The organism is Achromobacter sp. D7-1, assembly GCF_059760445.1.
In genome coordinates, this window is the sequence record NZ_JCBAMT010000085.1 from 1 (window position 1) to 19,132 (window position 19,132).

Here is a 19,132-nt window from a genome sequence, read left to right on the forward strand (position 1 = left end):
CCGCCCGGCACCTTGCGCCGGGCGGCGTTTTTTTACGCCACGCCAATACAAAAAACCCGCAAGGCTTGAGCGCTTGCGGGTTTTTTTGTGCACTGTTTTGCAGTGCGAATCCTGGCGGACAGAGGGGGATTCGAACCCCCGATACGCTTTTGACGTATACACGCTTTCCAGGCGTGCGCCTTCAACCGCTCGGCCACCTGTCCTATTTGCGATTTTTGCCACGGGCAAGCCGCTGCAGAAAATGCGAATCCGCGATTCTAGCAGATTTCGCGCATCACCCACAAGCAGGCAAAGAAAAGGGGACGATATATGCGTCCCCTCTGCCTGCGTGGACACTAGGCCGATGCCGGCGGGTCCTGTTCCCGGTAGGAGCTGACCGTGCCGTCCGGCTCGGTCTCTTCCAGACGCACCTTGAAGCCCCACAGCCGGGCCAGATGCTTCATCACCTGCTCGGCGTCGTCGCCGGCCAGCGGGCGGCCCCGGCTCTTCAGGTGGCGCAGCACCAGCGAGCGGTCGGAGTCGCGGTTGAAGCGGACCACCTGGATGTCCGGCACCTGGTTGTCGCGGTTGTGCTGCGCGGCCAGCAGGCGACGGATGTCGCGGTAGCCTTCGTCGTCATGGATGGCGGCGACTTCGAGCTTGGGGTTGGCCTGATGGTCGGAGATCGCGAAGAAGCGGAACTCGCGGATCAGGCGGGGCGACAGGTATTGCGAAATGAAGGACTCGTCCTTGAAGTTGCGCATGGCGAAGTCCAGCGTCTTCAGCCAGTCGCCGCCGGCGATGTCGGGGAACCAGCGCCGGTCCTCGGGCGTGGGCGCTTCGCAGATGCGGCGGATGTCGGACATCATGGCGAAGCCCAGCGCATAGGGGTTGATGCCGCCGTAGCCGCGCTCATCGAAGCCGCGCTGGCTGACGACGTTGGTGTGGCTTTGCAGGAACTCCATCATGAAGCCGTCATTCACCAGCCCCTTTTCGTGCAGCCGGTTCAGGATGGTGTAGTGCCAGAACGTGGCCCAGCCTTCGTTCATGACCTTGGTCTGGGTCTGCGGATAGAAGTACTGCGCGATCTTGCGAACGATGCGCACCAGCTCTTTCTGCCAAGGCGCGAGCTTGGGCGAGTATTTCTCGATGAAGTACAGCAGGTTTTCTTCGGGCTCCGGCGGAAAAACCGAGGCTTCGACGTGCGCGTCCTTGTCGGCCTCAAGGCGCGGCAGCGTCCGCCACAGGTCGTTGTATTGCAGGCGCGCGTGCTCCTGGCGTTCAGCCTGGCGCGCGGCCTCTTCCTTGTAGGAGATCGGCGTCGGGCGCTTGTAGCGGTCCACGCCATGGTGCGAGAGCGCATGGCAGGAGTCGAGCAGGGCTTCCACCGCGTCGATGCCATAACGGTCTTCGCAGGACATCACGTACTTGCGAGCGAAGACCAGATAATCCAAAACCCCGTCCGCGTCGGTCCATTGGCGGAACAGGTAATTGCCCTTGAAGAACGAGTTGTGGCCGTAGCAGGCGTGCGCAATCACCAGCGCCTGCATCGTCATGGAGTTTTCTTCCATGAGATAGGAGATGCAAGGGTTGGAGTTGATGACGATCTCGTACGCCAGCCCCTGCATGCCGCGGCGATAGAACTGCTCGTTGCGGATGAATTCCTTGCCGTACGACCAGTGCGGATAGCCAATGGGCAGCCCGGCCGAGGCGTAGGCGTCCAGCATCTGCTCCGAGGTGATGACCTCGATCTGGTTCGGGTAGGTGTCCAGCCCGTATTCGGCGGCGATCTTGGAGATGGCGTCGTCATAGGACTGGATCAGTTCGAAGGTCCATTCGGAACCCTGGGAGATCGGCCGGGCGCTGCCGGCGGCCTCCGGTTCCACGAGCGCTCCCACGATGGCATTCATGCGGTTTCCTTTTTGAACAGGTCATGGAACACGGGGAAGATCTCGCCGCGTTCGCAGATGCGCCGCATGACGAAATGCGGCTCCAGTTTCTGTTCATATTCCGCCCACAGGCTGCTCTTGCGCGCCTCCTGCGAGTCGGGCACTTCGATGTAGGCGAAGTAACGCGTGGCCGGCAACAGGTGCTCGGCCAGGAAGCGCGCGCTCTTGCCCGCGTCGGCGCCGAACGAATCGCCGTCGCTGGCCTGCGCCGCGTACACGTTCCACGCGGTCGGCGGATAGCGCTTCTCCAGGATCTCGCGCATCAATTCCAGCGCCGACAGCACGATGGTGCCGCCGCTCTTGGGATCGTAGAAGAAGGTTTGCTCGTCGACTTCCTCGGCGTTGTCGGTGTGGCGAATGAAGACCAGGTCCACGTGCTCGTACTTGCGCGACAGGAACAGGTAAAGCAGCGAGAAGAAGCGCTTGGCCAGATCCTTCTTGTTTTCGTCCATGGAGCCCGACACGTCCATCAGGCAGAACATGACGGCGCGCGCCATCGGGATGGCCACCGACACGCGGTTGCGGTAGCGCAGGTCCAGGTCGTCCAGGAAAGGCACGCGGGCCAGACGCTCGCGGCAATCCTCGACATCCTGCTCCAGCGCCTTGATGTCGTCGGCAGAGGCGCCGGCCTCGCGGGCCTTGGCCAGGCGCTCCTCGGCATCCTCGAGATCCGCGCGCGCCTTCACGCTGAGCGCGACGCGGCGCGCCAGCGACGATTTGAGCGTGCGGCTGATGCTCAGCATGCTGGGCGAGCCGGTGGTTGTGTAGCCGGCACGCTGCCACTTCTTCTGGCTGACCTCGCCCAACTGGGTGCGCGCCATGTGCGGCAGTTCCAGATCTTCGAAGAACAGGTTCAGGAACTCGGCCCGCGACAGGCTGAAGGTGAACTGGTCGACCGATTCGCCTTCGCCCGGCTCGGACCCGCCTTCTCCCTGCCCGCCTTGCGGCCGGTCGAAGGTGTCGCCCTTGGCAAACTCGCGGTTGCCGGGGTGCACCATCTCGCGGTCGCCGCCCTGGCCGTGATGAAAGGTCGGCTCGGAAATGTCGCGGGCAGGCAGGTTGATCTCGCCGCCCTGGTCCATGTCCTGGATGGAGCGGTCACGGATCATCCCGTGTACCGCCTTGCGGATCTGGTCCTTGTAACGCCGGAGAAAACGCTCCCGGTTGACGGCGCTTTTGTTGCGCCCGTTAAGACGGCGATCGATAAGTGAATTCATGATTCACCTCGCTCAGGAAGACTTCCTCACACGGAGATACCACTCGCACAGCAGCCTGACCTGCTTTTCCGTGTAGCCCTTTTCAACCATGCGATCAACGAAGCTTTGGTGCTTGGACTTGTCCTCGGCCGAGGCCTTGGCGTTGAACGAGATCACCGGCAGCAGGTCTTCGGTGTTCGAGAACATCTTCTTCTCGATCACTTCGCGCAGCTTTTCATAGCTGGTCCAGGTCGGGTTGCGGCCATTGTTGTTGGCGCGCGCCCGCAGCACGAAGTTGACGATCTCGTTGCGGAAGTCCTTCGGGTTGGCGATGCCGGCCGGCTTCTCGATCTTTTCCAGTTCATCGTTGAGCGCGCTGCGGTCGAAGCTTTCACCGGTTTCCGGGTCGCGGAATTCCTCGTCCTGGATCCAGCAATCGGCAAAGGTCACGTAACGGTCGAAGATGTTCTGGCCGTATTCCGAGTACGACTCCAGGTAGGCGGTCTGGATTTCCTTGCCGATGAATTCGGCATAGCGCGGCGCCAGGAAGCCCTTGATGAATTCAAGATAGCGCCGGCGGATTTCCTCGGGATAGTCCTCGCGGCCGATGCGCTGCTCGAGCACGTACATCAGGTGCACCGGGTTGGCGGCCACTTCGGTCTGGTCGTAGTTGAAGACGCTGGACAGGATCTTGTACGCGAAACGCGTCGACACCCCAGTCATGCCTTCGTCCGTGCCGGCATAGTCCTTGTATTCCTGCAAGGCCTTGGCCTTGGGATCCACGTCCTTCAGGCTTTCGCCGTCGTAGACGCGCAGCTTCGAATAGATGCTGGAGTTCTCGGGTTCCTTCAGGCGCGTCAGGACCGAGAACTGCGCCATCATGTCCAGCGTTCCCGGCGCGCACGGCGCCGTGGACAGCGAACTGTGGTGCAGCAGCTTTTCATAGATGCGGACTTCTTCCGACACCTGCAGGCAGTAAGGCACCTTGACAATATAGATACGGTCGAGGAACGCCTCGTTGTGCTTGTTGTTGCGGAAGGTCTGCCATTCCGATTCGTTCGAGTGCGCCAGGATGGCGCCGTTGAACGGGATCGCCGAAAAGCCCTCGGTGCCCTTGAAGTTGCCTTCCTGGGTCGCCGTCAGCAAGGGGTGCAGCATCTTGATCGGGGCCTTGAACATCTCCACGAATTCCAGCAGACCCTGGTTGGCCAGGCACAAGCCGCCGGAGTAGCTGTAGGCGTCCGGGTCATCCTGCGAGTGGCGGTCGAGCATGCGGATGTCGACCTTGCCCACCAGCGAGGAGATGTCCTGGTTGTTCTCGTCGCCCGGTTCGGTCTTGGCGATGGCGATCTGGCGCAGCACCGAGGGGTTCAGGCGCACGACGCGGAACTTCGAGATGTCGCCGTCGAATTCCTTCAGGCGCTTCACGGCCCACGGCGACATGATGCCGCTCAGGTAGCGCCGCGGAATGCCATATTCCTTTTCGAGCGTGTCGCCGAAGCGTTCCGGATGGAACAGCCCGAGCGGCGATTCGTTCACCGGCGAACCCTTCAAGGCGTAGATGGGATAGGCCTCCATCAGCGACTTGAGGCGTTCCGCAATGGACGACTTGCCGCCGCCCACGGGACCCAGCAGATAGAGGATTTGCTTGCGCTCTTCCAGTCCCTGCGCGGCGTGTTTGAAGAACGCGACGATCTGTCCGATCACGTCCTCCATGCCGTAGAACTCCTGGAACGCGGGGTAGCGTCGGATGGTCCGGTTGGAAAACAAACGGGAAAGACGTGGGTCGTTGCGCGTGTCCACGATTTCGGGTTCGCCTATCGCCGCCAGCATGCGCTCTGCGGGGCTGGCGTACGCCATGGGATCGCTTTTGGCCAGGTTGAGGTACTCCTCGAGAGAGAGTTCCGATTCCTGCTCTTTTGCATACTGCGACTTGAAGCCTTCGACGATGTTTTGCACGGAAACCTCCTACAACACGCGAAAAATCCAATACGTCCCTACCTGCCCCCATTGTGCCTCAGCGCTCGCGCATTACTAGACAATCTCGCGATAAGCACTGTCGGCCGGATGGTATGTTGCTTTCGCCACACATCAACCAAAGGCATGATCAGGCCCTTTCCAATTAGGCTGCACTCTTCGGATACAAGTTCCGTCAGGGAATGCAACTTAAGTGAATAAGTTCACTCGTCCGGTTTCAGCATATCGCTGTATGCGCGCGTGCATGATGCAGTCGCACGTGAAATGCTCAGCAATGATTTGAAGGGAAGAGCGATGTCCCAGGGATTTTTATGATGCGGGTACAAACCCGATGCGCCCGCTATGCGATGGCAGCGGACGGTCTGAACGGCGCGTAGCGTCTTCGTTCAGCAGCGTGCCGGCTCGGTTTTGAAAACGCACCGATGACGCGGCACGGGAATCCGTGGTGACGAGGGCGCGTGGCATTGCATGGAGTAGTCCAACAGTACGTAGCGCCAAGTCATGGGCCTATGCTAAAGCCAATTGACGTTTTTGTGGCAATTCATTTAGCGCAATGCCAAAAATAGTCGTGCAGCACGCTTCCAAATTCGTACAACTACGAAGCGCGGCAACCGCACAGACATGCGCAAACTTGATGGCATATCGATAGCACTTGCGCATCGTGATTGCCCGTAGGCCGCGAATTATGGGCGCATGCGCGATTGGCAGCCACAAGCATAGAGTGCTAGTACCCCTTCGGGCAGCGATAGAATCACGCATTCGAAATTGCGCCGCGCATTCATTGCGCCTCTTTCCATCCGCCCGTCGTCGTCGCCGCGCCATGCCTTTCCGATCCTGGCCAGCCGCATGAATGCCCTTGCCAAACGCTGTTCCGCGGCGATTTGCAGCGTCTTGCTGTTGCTTCTGGCCGCTTGCGGCAAGCAGGCCGACCTGCCCGGCGACGCCTATGTCTGGCAGCGAGTCTGGACGCCGCCCGTCAGCCAGGCGCTGGCCGACAGCGCCAACGTGGTGCGGGCATGGCGCGTGCTGATGGCGGAAATGAGCCCGGATGGCAGATGGGTCACTGCTGCGCCCGATCTGGCCGCGCTGGCTGCGGCCAAGCGCCCCGCCATCATGGTTCTGCGCCTGGACGGCCGCGCCGATGCGCTGCCGGTCGCGGATGTGCTTGCGCGGATTGCGGCCGCGCGCAGCGCATGGAGAGACGCCGGCGTCGCCTTGGCCGGCGTCGAAATCGACTATGACTGCCCCACCTCCAAATTGCCCGCCTACGCGGCATTCCTTGAAGCCTTGAAGCATGGGCTGGGCCCCGATCTGCCTTTGTCGATAACCGCGTTGCCGACATGGCTGAACGGCTCCGGACTCGACGCGCTGCTCCGGATTCCCGATGAAGCAGTGTTGCAGGTCCATGCCGTGCTGAGTCCCGAACAGGGCCTGTTCAACGCCAAGCGCGCAAGCGCCTGGCTGACGGCTTTCGCGGACCGCACCGAGCGGCCGTGGCGCGTGGCTTTGGCGACCTACGGCAGCCGCGTGAGCTGGAACGGCGACGGCAGCATCGCCGCGGTCGAAAGCGAACGTTCCGCGCTGCTACCGGGCGGCCGCGCCAGCGAACTGGTGGCCACGCCCGCGGCCATGGCGGCCTTCGTTGATGAGATCCACCGCTCCCTTCCGCGCGGATTGGCGGGCATCGTCTGGTTTCGCCTGCCCACCGCGCGCGACGAACGCGCCTGGAGCCTGGCCACCTGGCGCGCCGTGCTGACGCGCCAGCCCCTGCTGCCGGCGCTGGCGGTCACGGCACGCGCGACGGGCGGCAACGGCACGCGGGACCTGATACTGTCCAATGGCGGCAACGCCGACGCGGCCCTCCCCTTCGCGATCCGTTGGGACGGTGCCTGCCGCGCGGCTGACGGCATCAACGGCTATACCCTCGAGCATGATTCCGACGGCGCATTCCTGCGCCGCTCCCAAGACGGCCTGCTGCACGCCGGCGGCCAACGCAACATAGGCTGGATACGCTGTGAAAATGGGCCTTCGAGCTTCCGTGTACAACCGTAAATCGCTTGCGGCGCTGCTGCTGTTGGCGAGCGCCGGCATCGTCATCGCTTGCGGGCCGGAGTTTCCTGCCCAATTGCTGGATGACCGCGCGGCCACGTTGCGCGCCACGCCGGCCAACTCTTTCGGCTACGAAGCCGCCCGTCTGGTGGGCGCCAGCGATGCGCTGCAGGCCAGCGAAGCCTATGAATTGCCGGATGGCAGCTACCAGCAAAATGCCCTGCCGGAAGACCGCGATCCCGCGCTCACGCCTGCGCAGCGGGCGACAGCGCGCGCGATGCGCGCGCAAGTCGACGGCGATCAGGCCTATGCGCTGGGCGCCGCTTTGCCGGAAGCGGTGCGTCTTTACGCCGCCGCCGCGGTCGACACGCATGCCGCCCGCGGGGCGGATGCCGACCGCCTGCTGGAGCAGGCGCGCGCCCGCTACCGCGCCATCCTCCAGTTGCCGCCGCCACAGGCCGCGGCGCGCAGCGTCTGGGCCGCCTATATGCTGGCGGAAATCGGGGACGAGGCTGAGCTGGCGGCCGGCGACGCCGACGCGCGGCGGCAGGCAGCAGCACAGGCCTACGCCCGTGTGCGGCAACTGGCGCGTGACGGCGCGCCAGACCCGCTGGGCCTGGCGGTGGCCAGCTACGGTCAGGAGGCCCGCCTGTTCCTGGCCGGGCCGCAAGGACTATGCAGCTATATGGAGCTGGTCAACGCCGAGCCCTGCATGGACACCATCCCCGCCGCCTCGCTGAAGCAGGCAGTGCGCCTGTATGCCGAACAGGCCGCGCGCGACTCCGCCAGCGGCAATGCCTCGCTGCGCATGCTGGCGCAATGGGCTCTGGAAGATCCGGCGCGCACGCGCCGGCTGATCGACGACCTGGTCGCGCAACGGCTGCTGGTAGCCTACGCGCTGGCCAGGGTCGGCGACATCGTGAACGGAATGCCCGACAGCGCCACCGATCCCTACGCCGCCTACGACACGACCGGCCAGGCCGGATTTGCCGACGCCGCGCAGGGACACGACGTCACGCCGAACCCGGCGCTGCAATCGCTGGTTGCCGCGCTGGAGACCCAGGACCTGAAGCAGGTGCCGGACGCCGACCGCGTGGCCGCGCTGGCCTACCGCATCGGCCGCTACGATCTGGCGCAAACGCTGGCGACGCGGCTGGACACGGCCTTGGCCTGGTGGGTGCGCGCCAAACTGGCGCTGCGGCAAGGCGACACGCAAGCGGCGGCCCAGGCCTATGCCCAGGCGGCCAGTGCCTTTCCGCGCGCCGACGGCAGCCTGGAAGCGCCGGGCGCGGCCCGCCTGCTGGGCGAGCAAGGCGTGCTGACGCTGTCGCGCGGCCAGTACGTCGAGGCGCTGGACCAGCTGCTGCACGCCACCGTGCCAGACGGGTCGGGTGGAGGCTTCTGGCAGTCCACCCCGTATTGGAACGACGCGGCCTACGTGGCCGAACGCGTGCTGACGACCGCCGAACTCAAAGCCTATGTGGATCGGCGCGCGCCCGCCGCGGCCGCGTCCATCGGATCGGCGCCGCCAGATCCCCAGCATTTCTACAAATGGCTGGGGGAGCATCCCGTCACCGCGTCCGACCGCCTGCGCCTCCTGCTGGCGCGGCGTCTGGTGCGCGAGGGCTCAATCGCGCAGGCGCTGCCCTATTTCCCCGCCGATTCGGACGCCCGCTATGTCACGCTGGACTATGTCGACGGCAAATTGGAGTTGCGGCAGCAACGAAGCCGCCAGCTCGCCGCCGAGTACGGCGCCGCGTTGCGCAAGGCCGGCAGCGCGTGGGGCCGCACGACACGGGCCGAAGCCTGGTTCGGAGCCTCTCAGCTGGCGCGGCGTGACGGCATGGAGATCATGGGCTACGAGCAGGAGCCGGATTTCGCGACCTATGGCGGCAACACGGCCTATGGCGCGGGACGCAGCGCGGTCCCCGGCTCGACGGCCGCTGACGGCACCGATCCGCCCGACACGCCAGCGCTGCGCGCCGCGGCCGCGCTGCCGGGCCCCTTCGTCACCGAAGAGGAACGCCGGCGCTACGCCGCAAGCGAAGCGCAGCCCTATACCCGCTTCCATTACCGCCAGATCGCGGCCAATCATGCGTTGCGCGCCGCAGATGAGTTGCCGCGCCGCTCCCAAGCATTCGCCGCGGTGCTGTGCCAGGGCACCCGCTACATCATCGACGACTCGCCCGAACAGGCCTCCGCCATCTACCGGCGCTATATAGAACAAGGCGCGCAGGTGCCGTTCAGCGGCTCTTTCGGCCGCGAATGCGCCGCGCCGGACTTCCAGGCAGCGGCCTGGTTCCACTACACGCAAGCCGAGAAATCCTGGGAGCGCCTGCGCCGCAACCATCCGGGCCTGCTGCTTGCGGCCGCGTTGCTGGCCCTGGTCGGCGGCGGCGCCGCGGTCCTGGCCTGGCGCTATACGGCGGCGCGTACCGGCCGGACCGAGGGGCGGGGCTGACGCGGGCGCAATGCCAGGATCTGTTCACACTAACTTATGGAAGGCCGGCGCCGGCTCTAGGACAGCTCCGGCAGCGCCACCCGCTGCGTCAGCTGGCTCCAGGTTTCCGCCACCCGGGCGCGCACGCGCAGGTCCGCGCCTACCGGCGCGGTCTCGATGAACTCGTAACGCCGGGCACCGTCCAGGTGCTCCAGCATGGGCAGGCGCACCATGCCGGCCGCGTCGCCCAGCAGCACGGGCGCCAAATACAGCAGCAGCTCGTCCACGCAGCCCGCGGCCACCAGCGCGCCGCTCAGGCCGGCGCCGGCTTCCACGTGAATCTCGTTGAACTGTTCCTGGGCCAGCCAGCGCATCATCGCCGGCAGGTCGACCCGGCCGGCCGCCTCGCCCGGCAGCAGCACCACGCGGGCGTTCTTGGCCTGCAGGCGCGCGGTCTTGGCGGCATCTTCGCGGGCAGTGAAGATGATGACTTCGGCGCCGTCGAACAGCCTCGCGTCTTCCGGGATCTCGAAACGGCCGTCCACCACGGCCTTGCGCGGCTGGCGCGGCGTGTCCACGCCCCTGACATTGAGCTGCGGATCGTCCTTCAGCACGGTGCCCATGCCGGTCAGGACCACGCAGGCGCGGGCGCGCCAGCGGTGGCCGTCAGCCCGGGCCTCGGGCCCGGTGATCCATTGCGATACACCGTTATGCAGTGCGCTGCGCCCATCCAGCGAGGCCGCCATCTTCAGCCACACCCATGGCAAGCCGCGGCTCATGCGCGAGATGAACCCCGCATTGACGGCCAGCGCCTCTGCGCCGCAGACGCCCGTGGTCACCTCGATGCCCGCCAGGCGCAGACGCGCCAGACCCTGGCCATTGACCAGCGGGTTGGGATCGCCGATCGCCACCACCACCCGCGCCGGCCGGGCCGCAAGCACCGCGTCCACGCAGGGCGGCGTGCGGCCGAAATGGCTGCAAGGCTCCAATGTGACATAGAGCGTGGCGCCTTCCACGGACTCACCGCGCGCCTGGACGTCGCGCAAGGCGCAGACTTCCGCGTGCGGGCCGCCCGGCGGCTGCGTGGCGCCTTCGCCCAGCACCCTGCCGTCGCGCACGATCACGCAGCCGACCCGGGGGTTGGGCGCGGTGGAGTACATGACGGTCTGCGCCAGCGCCAGGGCGCGCCGCATCCAGAAAATGTCGTCGTTGTCGCTGGGAATCATCATGATCAGGATTGTATGTCCGCCACGCGGCGGGCAGACGGTCCGGCGCAGGCTCTCGGCGGCATCGGCCGCGCATGTCCGTTTTGGGCCGACAGCCGTCTTTCGCCGCGCTCACCCCGGCGCTGGATTGCAGTAAAAATGACGTCACGCCTCTACAATTTCCGCTCCAGGAGCCCGGACCATGAAACAAGCACTGATCGTCATCGATGTACAAGACTCTTTCCGGCAACGTCCGTTTTGGGATGAAACCGAGTATCCGGCCTTTGTGGAACAGATCCAGTCCCTGATCGACACGGCCGAGGCCCAGGACATTCCGGTACTGCAGGTGTTTCACACCAGCGTGTCGAACGACCCCGCCAACCCCTTCTCGATGGCCTCCGGGCACGTCAAGACGCTCAAGGAATTGCGCATCGCGCCCACCGCCGTGTTCCACAAGACCGTGCATTCCTCGCTCTATGCCAAGGACGCGGACGGCGCCAGCCTGCAGGACTGGCTGGTGAAGCATGGCATCGAAGGCATCATCGTCAGCGGCATCCGCACGGAACAATGCTGCGAAACCACCTCGCGCCACGCCAGCGACGCCGGCTACAAGGTGGTGTTCCCCACCGATGCCACCCTGACCTTCGCCATGCAGAGCCCGTCCGGCCAGCATTACACCCCGGCCGAAATCCGCGACCGGACCGAGCTGGTGCTGCAAGGACGCTTCGCCCGCATCGCGCGCGCCGCCGACGCGCTAGCGGCCTAGCGCTGGCGGAGGGCTGCATGGTCCCGGTCTATTTCGTGCTGACGCGCGGCATCGTGCTGCTGGACGTGGCGGGTCCGGCGGAGGCCTTCCGCGTGGCCAACAAGCTGAGTCCCGGCACCTTCGAGCAGCATTTCTGCGGCCCGTCGCGGGAGGTCGAAAGCGGCCTGCCCGGCCTGCATCTGGCGCATATCCAGGCCCTGCCGGCCGCGCTGCCGCCCGAGGCCCTGGTCATCATTTCCGGCGTGGTGGGCAAGCCCACGCGCCTCGATGACCCCGACTCGCGCGCCATCATCGACTGGCTGGCGGTCCGCCATCCCGCCGACGGCTTCACCCTGATGACGGTGTGCGCCGGCGCGCTATTCGCCGCCGCCGCCGGACTGACGCGGCAACGGGATTGCACCACGCACCACACCTGCCTGGAACAACTGGCCAGCATCGACCCGAGCGCGCGGCTGCATGACAACCGCATCTTCGTCGAGGACGGCAAGCTGGTCAGCAGCGCGGGAATCACGGCCGGCATCGACCTGGCCTTGCACATGGTGTCGCGCCATTGCGGGCCGCGCGTGGCCAGCGAAACAGCACGCGACATGGTCGTCTACCAGCGGCGCGCCGGCACGGATTCCACACTGTCGCCCTGGCTGGATCACCGCAGCCATATGCATCCGGGCGTGCACCGGGTGCAGGATGCGGTCATTCGCGATCCGGCGGCGCCCTGGTCGGCGCAATCGCTGGCGGACCAGGCGCATACCAGCGCTCGCCACCTGACCCGGCTGTTCCGCGAACACGCGGGCTGCACGCCGATGGATTACCTTTATCAGATACGCGTGGCGCTGGCGCGCGACCTGCTGCGCGACACCAGGCTGGATCTGGAGCGCGTGGCCGAGAAATCGGGCTTCGGCTCGGCCCAGCACATGCGCCGCGTGTGGCGCAAATTCCAGCCGCTGACGCCCAGCCTGGCGCGCGCAGCGCCCGCCATGCAATGACGGCGCCGCGGCGCCGTCATTTTCTACATCCGCGCCGCTCGACGGCCCCGGACGGGTTGGCGTCGAGTCTTCTCTAGTCCTTGCGCAGCTTGCCCGGCAGCAGCGGGCCCTGCATCTCGCGGATGGCCTCGACGAATTCGCCAATGTCCTCGAAGCTCTTGTAGACCGAGGCGAAGCGCACGTAAGCCACCTTGTCGAGCTTGCGCAGTTCGTTCATGACGAGCTCGCCGATGTGTTCGCTAGGCACTTCGCGCAGTCCGCTGGCCAGCAACTGCTCTTCGATGCGGGCAACCGCCGCGTCCACGTCTTCCGTGCTGACGGGGCGCTTGCGCAGCGCCAGGCTCAGGCTGGCGCGCAGCTTGCCGGGATCGTAGTCGCTGCGGCTGCCGTTGCGCTTCACGATGGAAGGCATGGCCAGCTCCACCCGTTCATAGGTGGTGAAGCGCTTGTCACAGGACAGGCAGCGGCGGCGACGGCGTATGGCGTCGCCTTCTTCGGAGACCCGGCTGTCGACGACCTGCGTTTCGGCATTGCCGCAAAATGGACACCGCATGTGTGATCCCTAAAGGCGCTGAGGGCAATAGTTAAGCATATTGTAACGAGGCGCCGGGCCGCCAGCGCCAATACGGGCTAATCCGCCCCCGTATTTTTTGCCAGGGTACCGCCCCGAAAGCAAAGGGACGGCGCCTTGCGGGGCCGTCCCTTATGGAGCGCTACGGCCGGGCCGCAGCCCGCCGCAGGGATGCTCGCTTACTTCTTACCGTAGACCGGCAGGCGCGAGGTCAGTTCATTGACGCGGGCGCGCACGGCGGCGATGTTGGCTTCGTCGCGCGGATTGTCCAGCACGTCGGCGATAAGGTTGGCGGTCAGCTCGGCTTCCGCTTCGGTGAAGCCGCGCGTGGTCATGGCCGGCGTGCCCAGGCGGATGCCGCTGGTCACGAAAGGCTTTTCCGGATCGTTCGGGATGGCGTTCTTGTTGACCGTGATGTGGGCCTGGCCCAGCACGGCTTCCGCTTCCTTGCCCGTGATGCCCTTGGAACGCAGGTCCACCAGCATGACGTGGCTTTCGGTACGGCCGGAAACGATGCGCAGGCCGCGCTTGACCAGCGTGTCGGCCAGCACCTTGGCATTCTTGACCACTTGCTGCGCGTAGTCCTTGAAGGCGGGCTCCAGCGCTTCCTTGAAGGCCACGGCCTTGCCGGCGATGACATGCATCAGCGGACCGCCCTGGATGCCGGGGAAGATCGCCGAGTTGATGATCTTCTCGTGCTCGGCCTTCATCATGATGACGCCGCCGCGCGGGCCGCGCAGCGACTTGTGCGTGGTCGAGGTGACGAAGTCGGCGTGCGGGACCGGGTTCGGATAGGCGCCGCCGGCGACCAGGCCGGCGTAGTGGGCGATGTCGACCATGAACAGCGCGCCGTTTTCACGGGCGATGCGGGCCATGCGCTCGAAGTCGATGTGCAGGGCGTAGGCGGAAGCGCCAGCCACGATCAGCTTGGGCTTGTGCTCTTTGGCCAGTTGCTCGACCTGGTCGTAGTTCAGGACTTCGTTTGCGTCCAGGCCGTAGGAGATGAAGTTGTACAGCTTGCCCGAGGCGTTGACCGACGCGCCGTGCGTCAGGTGGCCGCCTTCGGCCAGGCTCATGCCCAGCACGGTGTCGCCCGGCTTCAGGACGGCCATGTACACGCCCTGGTTGGCCTGCGAGCCCGAGTTGGGCTGTACGTTGGCGGCTTCAGCGCCGAAGATCTGCTTCAGGCGGTCGATGGCCAGTTGCTCGACCACGTCCACGTACTCGCAACCGCCGTAGTAGCGCTTGCCCGGATAGCCTTCGGCGTACTTGTTGGTGAGCTGCGTGCCCTGGGCTTCCATGACGGCCGGGCTGGCGTAGTTCTCCGAGGCGATCAGCTCGATGTGCTGTTCCTGGCGGACGTCTTCCTTCTGGATGGCGGCCCAAACGTCCGGGTCAGCCTTGGACAAGGTGAGGTTGCGGTCAAACATGACGGGAGTTCCTGAGGCGGTAAGAGAGGAGAAAACTGCGCCCGGGTGGGTAAACCCGGAGAATGACGGATAGTTTACCGCGTCGGGGAGGATCAATTGCTCCCAAAATACCTGGAACCCGGGCAAAATTGCCTCGATGAGCGTGAAAACCACGCCATCCTTCATCGGCCGAAAACCCGTCTCAACCCGACTTGAGAAACTTTCATGCAAAGCGCCACGCTCATAACCTACTCGCTGGTAGCTGCGGTCAGCGTCGTCAGCCCCGGGCCCGCCACCATGCTGGCGATCCGCAACGGCGCGGCGGGCGGCTTGCGGGCCGTGCTGCCGTCCACCCTGGGCAATGTGACAGGCCTGTTCCTGCTGTCGGCCGCCGCCATGCTGGGGCTAGGCGTGGTACTGCAATCGTCCGCCATGCTGTTCATGCTGCTCAAAGTGGCAGGCGCCGCTTACCTGCTTTACATCGGCCTGCGCCACTTGCTGGGCCGCTCGAACATCGCACCGCCTTCCGACCCCGCCGCATTGGCGCCGCGCAGCGCTGGCCGACTCTATTCGGAAGCTGCCCTGGTCGCCACGCTGAACCCCAAACCCATCCTGTTCTTCACGGCGCTGTTTCCCCAGTTCCTGAACGCAGCCGAGCCCTTGCTGCCTCAGTTCTTCATCCTGACCGGCATCTTCACGGGCATGTCGCTGGTGTCTCTGTTGGCCTATGGCACCCTGGCTCACCGCGCCCGGCGCCTGCTGCGCCGGCCCCGCATCGTGGCCTGGATCAACCGCCTGGTCGGCGCCATTTTCATTACCTTCGGATTGGCGTTGTTGCGGCTCAAGCGCACAATGGGCTGAACCTTTTCGGAAATGGAAAAGGCCGCAGTTTGCGAGACTGCGGCCTTTCTGCGGCGTGACGGATCAGGCCGAAGTGGCGCCGATCTGCTTGGGAGCCAGCTTGGGATTGAGCGTATAGGTGCCCGTCAACGACGCCTGCGCCAGCACGTGCTTCTGGATGGCGCGTAGCGCGTCCTCGCCCGTGAAGGAACCCTGCAGGTTCAGCGTGGGCACGTCCAGCGCGTACAGGGTGAACACGTAGCGGTGCACGATCGCGTCGTTCCAGGGCGGGCATGGGCCGTCATAGCCGAAGTAGTCGCCGCTCATGTCGTGGTCGTTGGCAAACCATGACGAGTACGAGTTGATGCCCTGGCGCGCGTCCATCGGCGCCAGCGGGCCGCCCTTGCCGCGCGGCGTGATGCCGCTGGAAAAGGTGCCTTCCTCGATGTCGCGCAGGTCGGCCGGCAGGTCGACCAGCACCCAGTGGAAGAAATCCACGCGCGGCAGGCTGGCCGGCACCTCGCGGCCTTCCTGGTTGACGTCGTCGGGTTCGGAGGGCACATCGGGGTCGTGGCAGATCAGCGCAAACGACTGCGTACCCGCCGGAACGTCGTCCCAGGAAAACTGCGGGTTGAAGTTGTCTGCCAGCGCGACGTGCGATTGCGCATCGATCCGGCCGAAGGCGTAGCGTTCGGGAATCGACTCGTTATCGGAAAAGGACAAACTCGAAAGTTTCATGTCGTGCTCCTAGAAGTGCCGCAAAGGCCCCACTGCCCCTGTCTGTACCCTCAGCGTATCAAAACTTCGCAATCATGGGTTCAAGTTAACACGCGCAAATTTGCGCTTACCCACCTGAACGACGTAAGTCCCCGCCGGCAATTGCAACGTTTTGTCTTCCACCCGGTCGCCGTTGACGCGCACGCCGCCCTGCTCCACGTTGCGCTGCGCTTCCGAACCGGACGCCACCAAGCCAGCTTCGCGCAGCAGCTTCAGGATGCCCACCGGCGCGCCGCCGATGTTCACCTCGGGCATGTCCTCGGGGATCGCGCCGTCGCGGAAACGGGCCTCGAACGAGGCCAGCGCCTCGTCGGCGGCCTTGGCGGAATGGAAGCGCGTGATGATTTCCTGGGCCAGCATGACCTTGGCGTCGCGCGGGTTGCGGCCGCCATCGATCTCCTGCTTGAGCGCGGCGATGTCTTCCAGCGAGCGGAACGACAGCAGTTCGAAGTAGCGCCACATCAGCGTGTCGGAAATCGACATGAGCTTGCCGAACATCGAATCGGGCGACTCCGAAATGCCGATGTAGTTGCCCTTGGACTTGGACATCTTCTCTACGCCGTCCGTCCCCACCAGCAAGGGCATCGTCAAAATGCACTGCGGCTCCTGGCCATACTCCTTTTGCAGCTCGCGCCCGACCAGCAGGTTGAACTTCTGATCGGTGCCCCCCAGCTCCAGATCGGACTTCAGCGCCACCGAGTCATAGCCCTGCATCAGCGGATACAGGAATTCATGAACCGAGATCGGGATGCCGCCCTTGAAGCGCTTGGTGAAGTCCTCGCGTTCCATCATGCGTGCGACCGTATAACGGGACGCAAGCTGGATCATGCCGCGCGCGCCCAGCGGATCGCACCACTCGGAGTTGTAGCGGATCTCGGTGCGGGCCGGGTCCAGCACCAGGCTGGCCTGGGCGTAATAGGTCTTGGCATTGGACTCGATCTGTTCGCGCGTGAGCGGCGGGCGGGTATTGTTGCGGCCGCTGGGATCGCCGATGGTGGAGGTGAAATCGCCGATCAGGAAGATGACGTTGTGCCCCATGTCCTGCAGCTGGCGCATCTTGTTCAGCACTACGGTATGGCCCAGGTGGATGTCCGGCGCGGTCGGATCCAGCCCCAATTTGATGCGCAGGGGCACGCCCGTGGCGCGGCTCCTGGCAAGCTTGCGAGCGAATTCGGACTCGACCAGCAACTCATCGCAGCCGCGCTTCGCTATACGCAGGTCTGCTTCGACTTCGGGGGTAATCGGGGCTTCTGTGGATGACATGGCAGGGGGACCAACTCGGCTTCAGCCGATAAAAAGGTGTAAAAAGTGACGAAAACTATCGAAAATTCTAGCCGAATCAGCTAGGATACCGCCCTAATCATACGCAATTGTCATATATACGCAGTTGCGGTCCGGTTTACACCCCGTCGTTCACAAGATGCGCCCCGCGCCCAGCCCTTGCCCCGAAAATGTGCGCGCGAGGGCAGTTCGTGTCACGCACCCTGCGAGCTCAAGCCACCTGAGAGGGTAACTTCACGATGAATCGTGGCCTCCACGAACTGGCGAGTAGCATCAAGCGCAAAGTTGCTGCCCTGTTTGCGCCCGTTGAGCCCAAGCCCCAGCGCTCGGGACTTTTCCGCCGCACTATTCTCGTCACCGCCATTGGTCTGTTCGCAGGCGCCGCCGCTCTCGGCATGGTGCAGCAACCCGACCGCACCGAACTCCCCCCTTCGCGCATCATCAGCAGCGTCCTGCCGTTAAGCGCCGAGCAAGTCGAAGTCAGCACGCCCAGCGCCGCGCCCTATATCAGCGAAACCCGGATCCGCGCCGGCGATACGCTGGCCGCGGTGCTGCAGCGCCTGGAACTGGACGTGCCCAGCCTGCAGACCTTCCTGACGCATGAAGCCAGCGCCCGCAGCATCTACAAGCTGTACCCGGGCCGCTCGGTGCAGGCCGCGACGGACGAGGCAGGCAACCTGATCTGGCTGCGTTACATCCATACCCCCGGCAACGAGACGGATGGCCAGGTCGTGACGCGCATGCTGCACGTCGCGCCCGCGGGCGACAGCTACAAGGCCGAGGAAATCACCGAGAGCACCGAGCGCCAGACCCGCGTCGCCGTGGGCACGATCCGCTCGTCGCTGTTCGGCGCCACCGACGCCGCCGGCATCCCGGACTCGGTCACCATGCAGATGGCCGACATCCTCAGCGCCAAGATCGACTTCCTGCGCGATCTGCGCCAAGGCGACAAATTCCGCGTGGTCTACGAAGTGCGTTCGCACGACGGCCGCTACGCCGGCGCCGGCCGCGTGCTGGCGCTGGAATTCATCAACGGCGACAAGACCTACAACGCCGTCTGGTTCAGCCCCGACGAAAAGAGCGGTTCGTACTACGACTTCGACGGCACCAGCCTGCGCGGCGCGTTCCTGCGCACCGCCCTGAAGTTCAGCCGCATCAGCTCCACCTTCGGCATGCGCATGCATCCCATCCATAAGACCTGGACGGGACACAAGGGCGTGGACTACGCGGCGCCCTCGGGCACGCCGATCCATTCCACCGCCGATGGCACGGTGGAATTCTCCGGCTGGCAGAACGGCTACGGCAACGTCGTCATCGTCAAGCACCACGGCAAGTACTCGACGCTGTACGCTCACCAGAGCCGCATCGCCGAAGGCGTCACCAAGGGTTCGAAGATTTCGCAGGGCCAGCTGCTGGGCTATGTCGGCGCCACCGGCTGGGCTACCGGCCCGCACCTGCACTACGAATTCCGCGTGGACAACCAGCCCATCGATCCGCTGTCGGTGGACCTGCCGGTCGCCCGCAGCCTGGAGCCCGCCGAAGTCCGTGCCTTCAACCAGGCCGTGGCGCCGTACAAGGCGCAGATCCAGTTGCTGACCGAATTCCAGCAGACCCTGCCCGACGCGCTGACCAACGTGGCCAGCCGCTAAAGCCGGTCGAACGCTCCCGCAAAGCGGCCCCGCAGGTTCTGCTGCGCGGCCGCTTTTTCTT

Annotated in this window: 14 protein-coding genes and 1 tRNA gene; 6 read left to right on the top strand and 9 right to left on the bottom strand. The window is 64.8% G+C overall.

Annotation, left to right across the window (positions count from 1 at the left end; genetic code table 11):
- Positions 1-112 precede the first annotated feature (112 nt).
- The 4 genes from AC6LKD_RS26825 to AC6LKD_RS26840 all read right to left on the bottom strand — a co-directional run bounded on the left by AC6LKD_RS26825 (position 113) and on the right by AC6LKD_RS26840 (position 5,074).
- Positions 113-203, bottom strand: a tRNA-Ser gene (locus AC6LKD_RS26825).
- Positions 204-335: 132 nt separating this feature from the next.
- On the bottom strand, positions 336-1,889 hold the full coding sequence (locus AC6LKD_RS26830; protein ID WP_013391430.1) for a SpoVR family protein: 1,554 nt from the start codon (positions 1,887-1,889) through the stop codon (positions 336-338).
- A complete protein-coding gene (locus AC6LKD_RS26835; protein ID WP_013391429.1) occupies positions 1,886-3,145 on the bottom strand; it encodes a YeaH/YhbH family protein in 1,260 nt (419 codons plus the stop codon). Before AC6LKD_RS26835 ends, AC6LKD_RS26830 begins: the two co-directional genes overlap by 4 nt.
- Before the next feature lie 12 nt (positions 3,146-3,157).
- The gene (locus AC6LKD_RS26840) at positions 3,158-5,074 is read right to left on the bottom strand and encodes a PrkA family serine protein kinase (RefSeq protein ID WP_371819061.1); all 1,917 of its coding nucleotides are present in this window, start codon (positions 5,072-5,074) and stop codon (positions 3,158-3,160) included.
- A gap of 918 nt (positions 5,075-5,992) precedes the next feature.
- On the opposite strand from AC6LKD_RS26840, the gene AC6LKD_RS26845 reads away from it, so the two are divergent.
- Together AC6LKD_RS26845 and AC6LKD_RS26850 are read left to right on the top strand one after the other, a co-directional pair.
- Complete coding sequence (locus AC6LKD_RS26845) at positions 5,993-7,153, top strand: DUF3142 domain-containing protein (RefSeq protein ID WP_498117942.1); 1,161 nt, start codon at positions 5,993-5,995, stop codon at positions 7,151-7,153.
- The gene (locus tag AC6LKD_RS26850; protein WP_498117943.1) at positions 7,140-9,611 is read left to right on the top strand and encodes a hypothetical protein; all 2,472 of its coding nucleotides are present in this window, start codon (positions 7,140-7,142) and stop codon (positions 9,609-9,611) included. The genes AC6LKD_RS26845 and AC6LKD_RS26850 overlap by 14 nt, the downstream gene beginning before the upstream one ends.
- Before the next feature lie 56 nt (positions 9,612-9,667).
- Here AC6LKD_RS26850 and ribD read toward each other — a convergent pair whose 3' ends face one another.
- Entirely contained in the window at positions 9,668-10,819 is a 1,152-nt protein-coding gene (gene ribD / locus AC6LKD_RS26855; protein ID WP_498117944.1) for a bifunctional diaminohydroxyphosphoribosylaminopyrimidine deaminase/5-amino-6-(5-phosphoribosylamino)uracil reductase RibD, read from the bottom strand.
- 178 nt (positions 10,820-10,997) lie between these two features.
- On the opposite strand from ribD, the gene AC6LKD_RS26860 reads away from it, so the two are divergent.
- Both AC6LKD_RS26860 and AC6LKD_RS26865 read left to right on the top strand, forming a co-directional pair.
- Positions 10,998-11,561: a cysteine hydrolase family protein gene (locus AC6LKD_RS26860; protein ID WP_013391424.1), complete on the top strand. Its 564-nt coding sequence runs from the start codon at positions 10,998-11,000 to the stop codon at positions 11,559-11,561.
- 17 nt (positions 11,562-11,578) lie between these two features.
- The gene (locus tag AC6LKD_RS26865) at positions 11,579-12,544 is read left to right on the top strand and encodes a GlxA family transcriptional regulator (RefSeq protein ID WP_498117945.1); all 966 of its coding nucleotides are present in this window, start codon (positions 11,579-11,581) and stop codon (positions 12,542-12,544) included.
- Between the two features lie 73 nt (positions 12,545-12,617).
- Here the strand turns inward: AC6LKD_RS26865 and nrdR are convergent, their stop codons facing one another.
- Both nrdR and glyA read right to left on the bottom strand, forming a co-directional pair.
- Positions 12,618-13,097 carry a transcriptional regulator NrdR gene (gene nrdR / locus AC6LKD_RS26870; RefSeq protein WP_013391422.1) on the bottom strand — a complete coding sequence of 160 codons (480 nt, stop codon included), beginning with the start codon at positions 13,095-13,097 and terminating at the stop codon, positions 12,618-12,620.
- Positions 13,098-13,294: 197 nt separating this feature from the next.
- Positions 13,295-14,545 (bottom strand): serine hydroxymethyltransferase, encoded by a 1,251-nt coding sequence (gene glyA / locus AC6LKD_RS26875; RefSeq protein ID WP_088138286.1) that lies wholly within the window; start codon positions 14,543-14,545, stop codon positions 13,295-13,297.
- Between the two features lie 204 nt (positions 14,546-14,749).
- Here glyA and AC6LKD_RS26880 point away from each other — a divergent pair, with 204 nt between their 5' ends.
- Complete coding sequence (locus tag AC6LKD_RS26880; RefSeq protein ID WP_498117946.1) at positions 14,750-15,385, top strand: LysE family translocator; 636 nt, start codon at positions 14,750-14,752, stop codon at positions 15,383-15,385.
- Positions 15,386-15,448: 63 nt separating this feature from the next.
- Here AC6LKD_RS26880 and AC6LKD_RS26885 read toward each other — a convergent pair whose 3' ends face one another.
- On the bottom strand, positions 15,449-16,102 hold the full coding sequence (locus AC6LKD_RS26885; RefSeq protein WP_013391419.1) for a YbhB/YbcL family Raf kinase inhibitor-like protein: 654 nt from the start codon (positions 16,100-16,102) through the stop codon (positions 15,449-15,451).
- 72 nt (positions 16,103-16,174) lie between these two features.
- On the bottom strand, positions 16,175-17,404 hold the full coding sequence (gene tyrS, locus AC6LKD_RS26890) for a tyrosine--tRNA ligase (protein WP_498117947.1): 1,230 nt from the start codon (positions 17,402-17,404) through the stop codon (positions 16,175-16,177).
- Positions 17,405-17,661: 257 nt separating this feature from the next.
- Here tyrS and AC6LKD_RS26895 point away from each other — a divergent pair, with 257 nt between their 5' ends.
- On the top strand, positions 17,662-19,071 hold the full coding sequence (locus tag AC6LKD_RS26895) for a M23 family metallopeptidase (RefSeq protein WP_498117948.1): 1,410 nt from the start codon (positions 17,662-17,664) through the stop codon (positions 19,069-19,071).
- Positions 19,072-19,132: the final 61 nt, after the last annotated feature.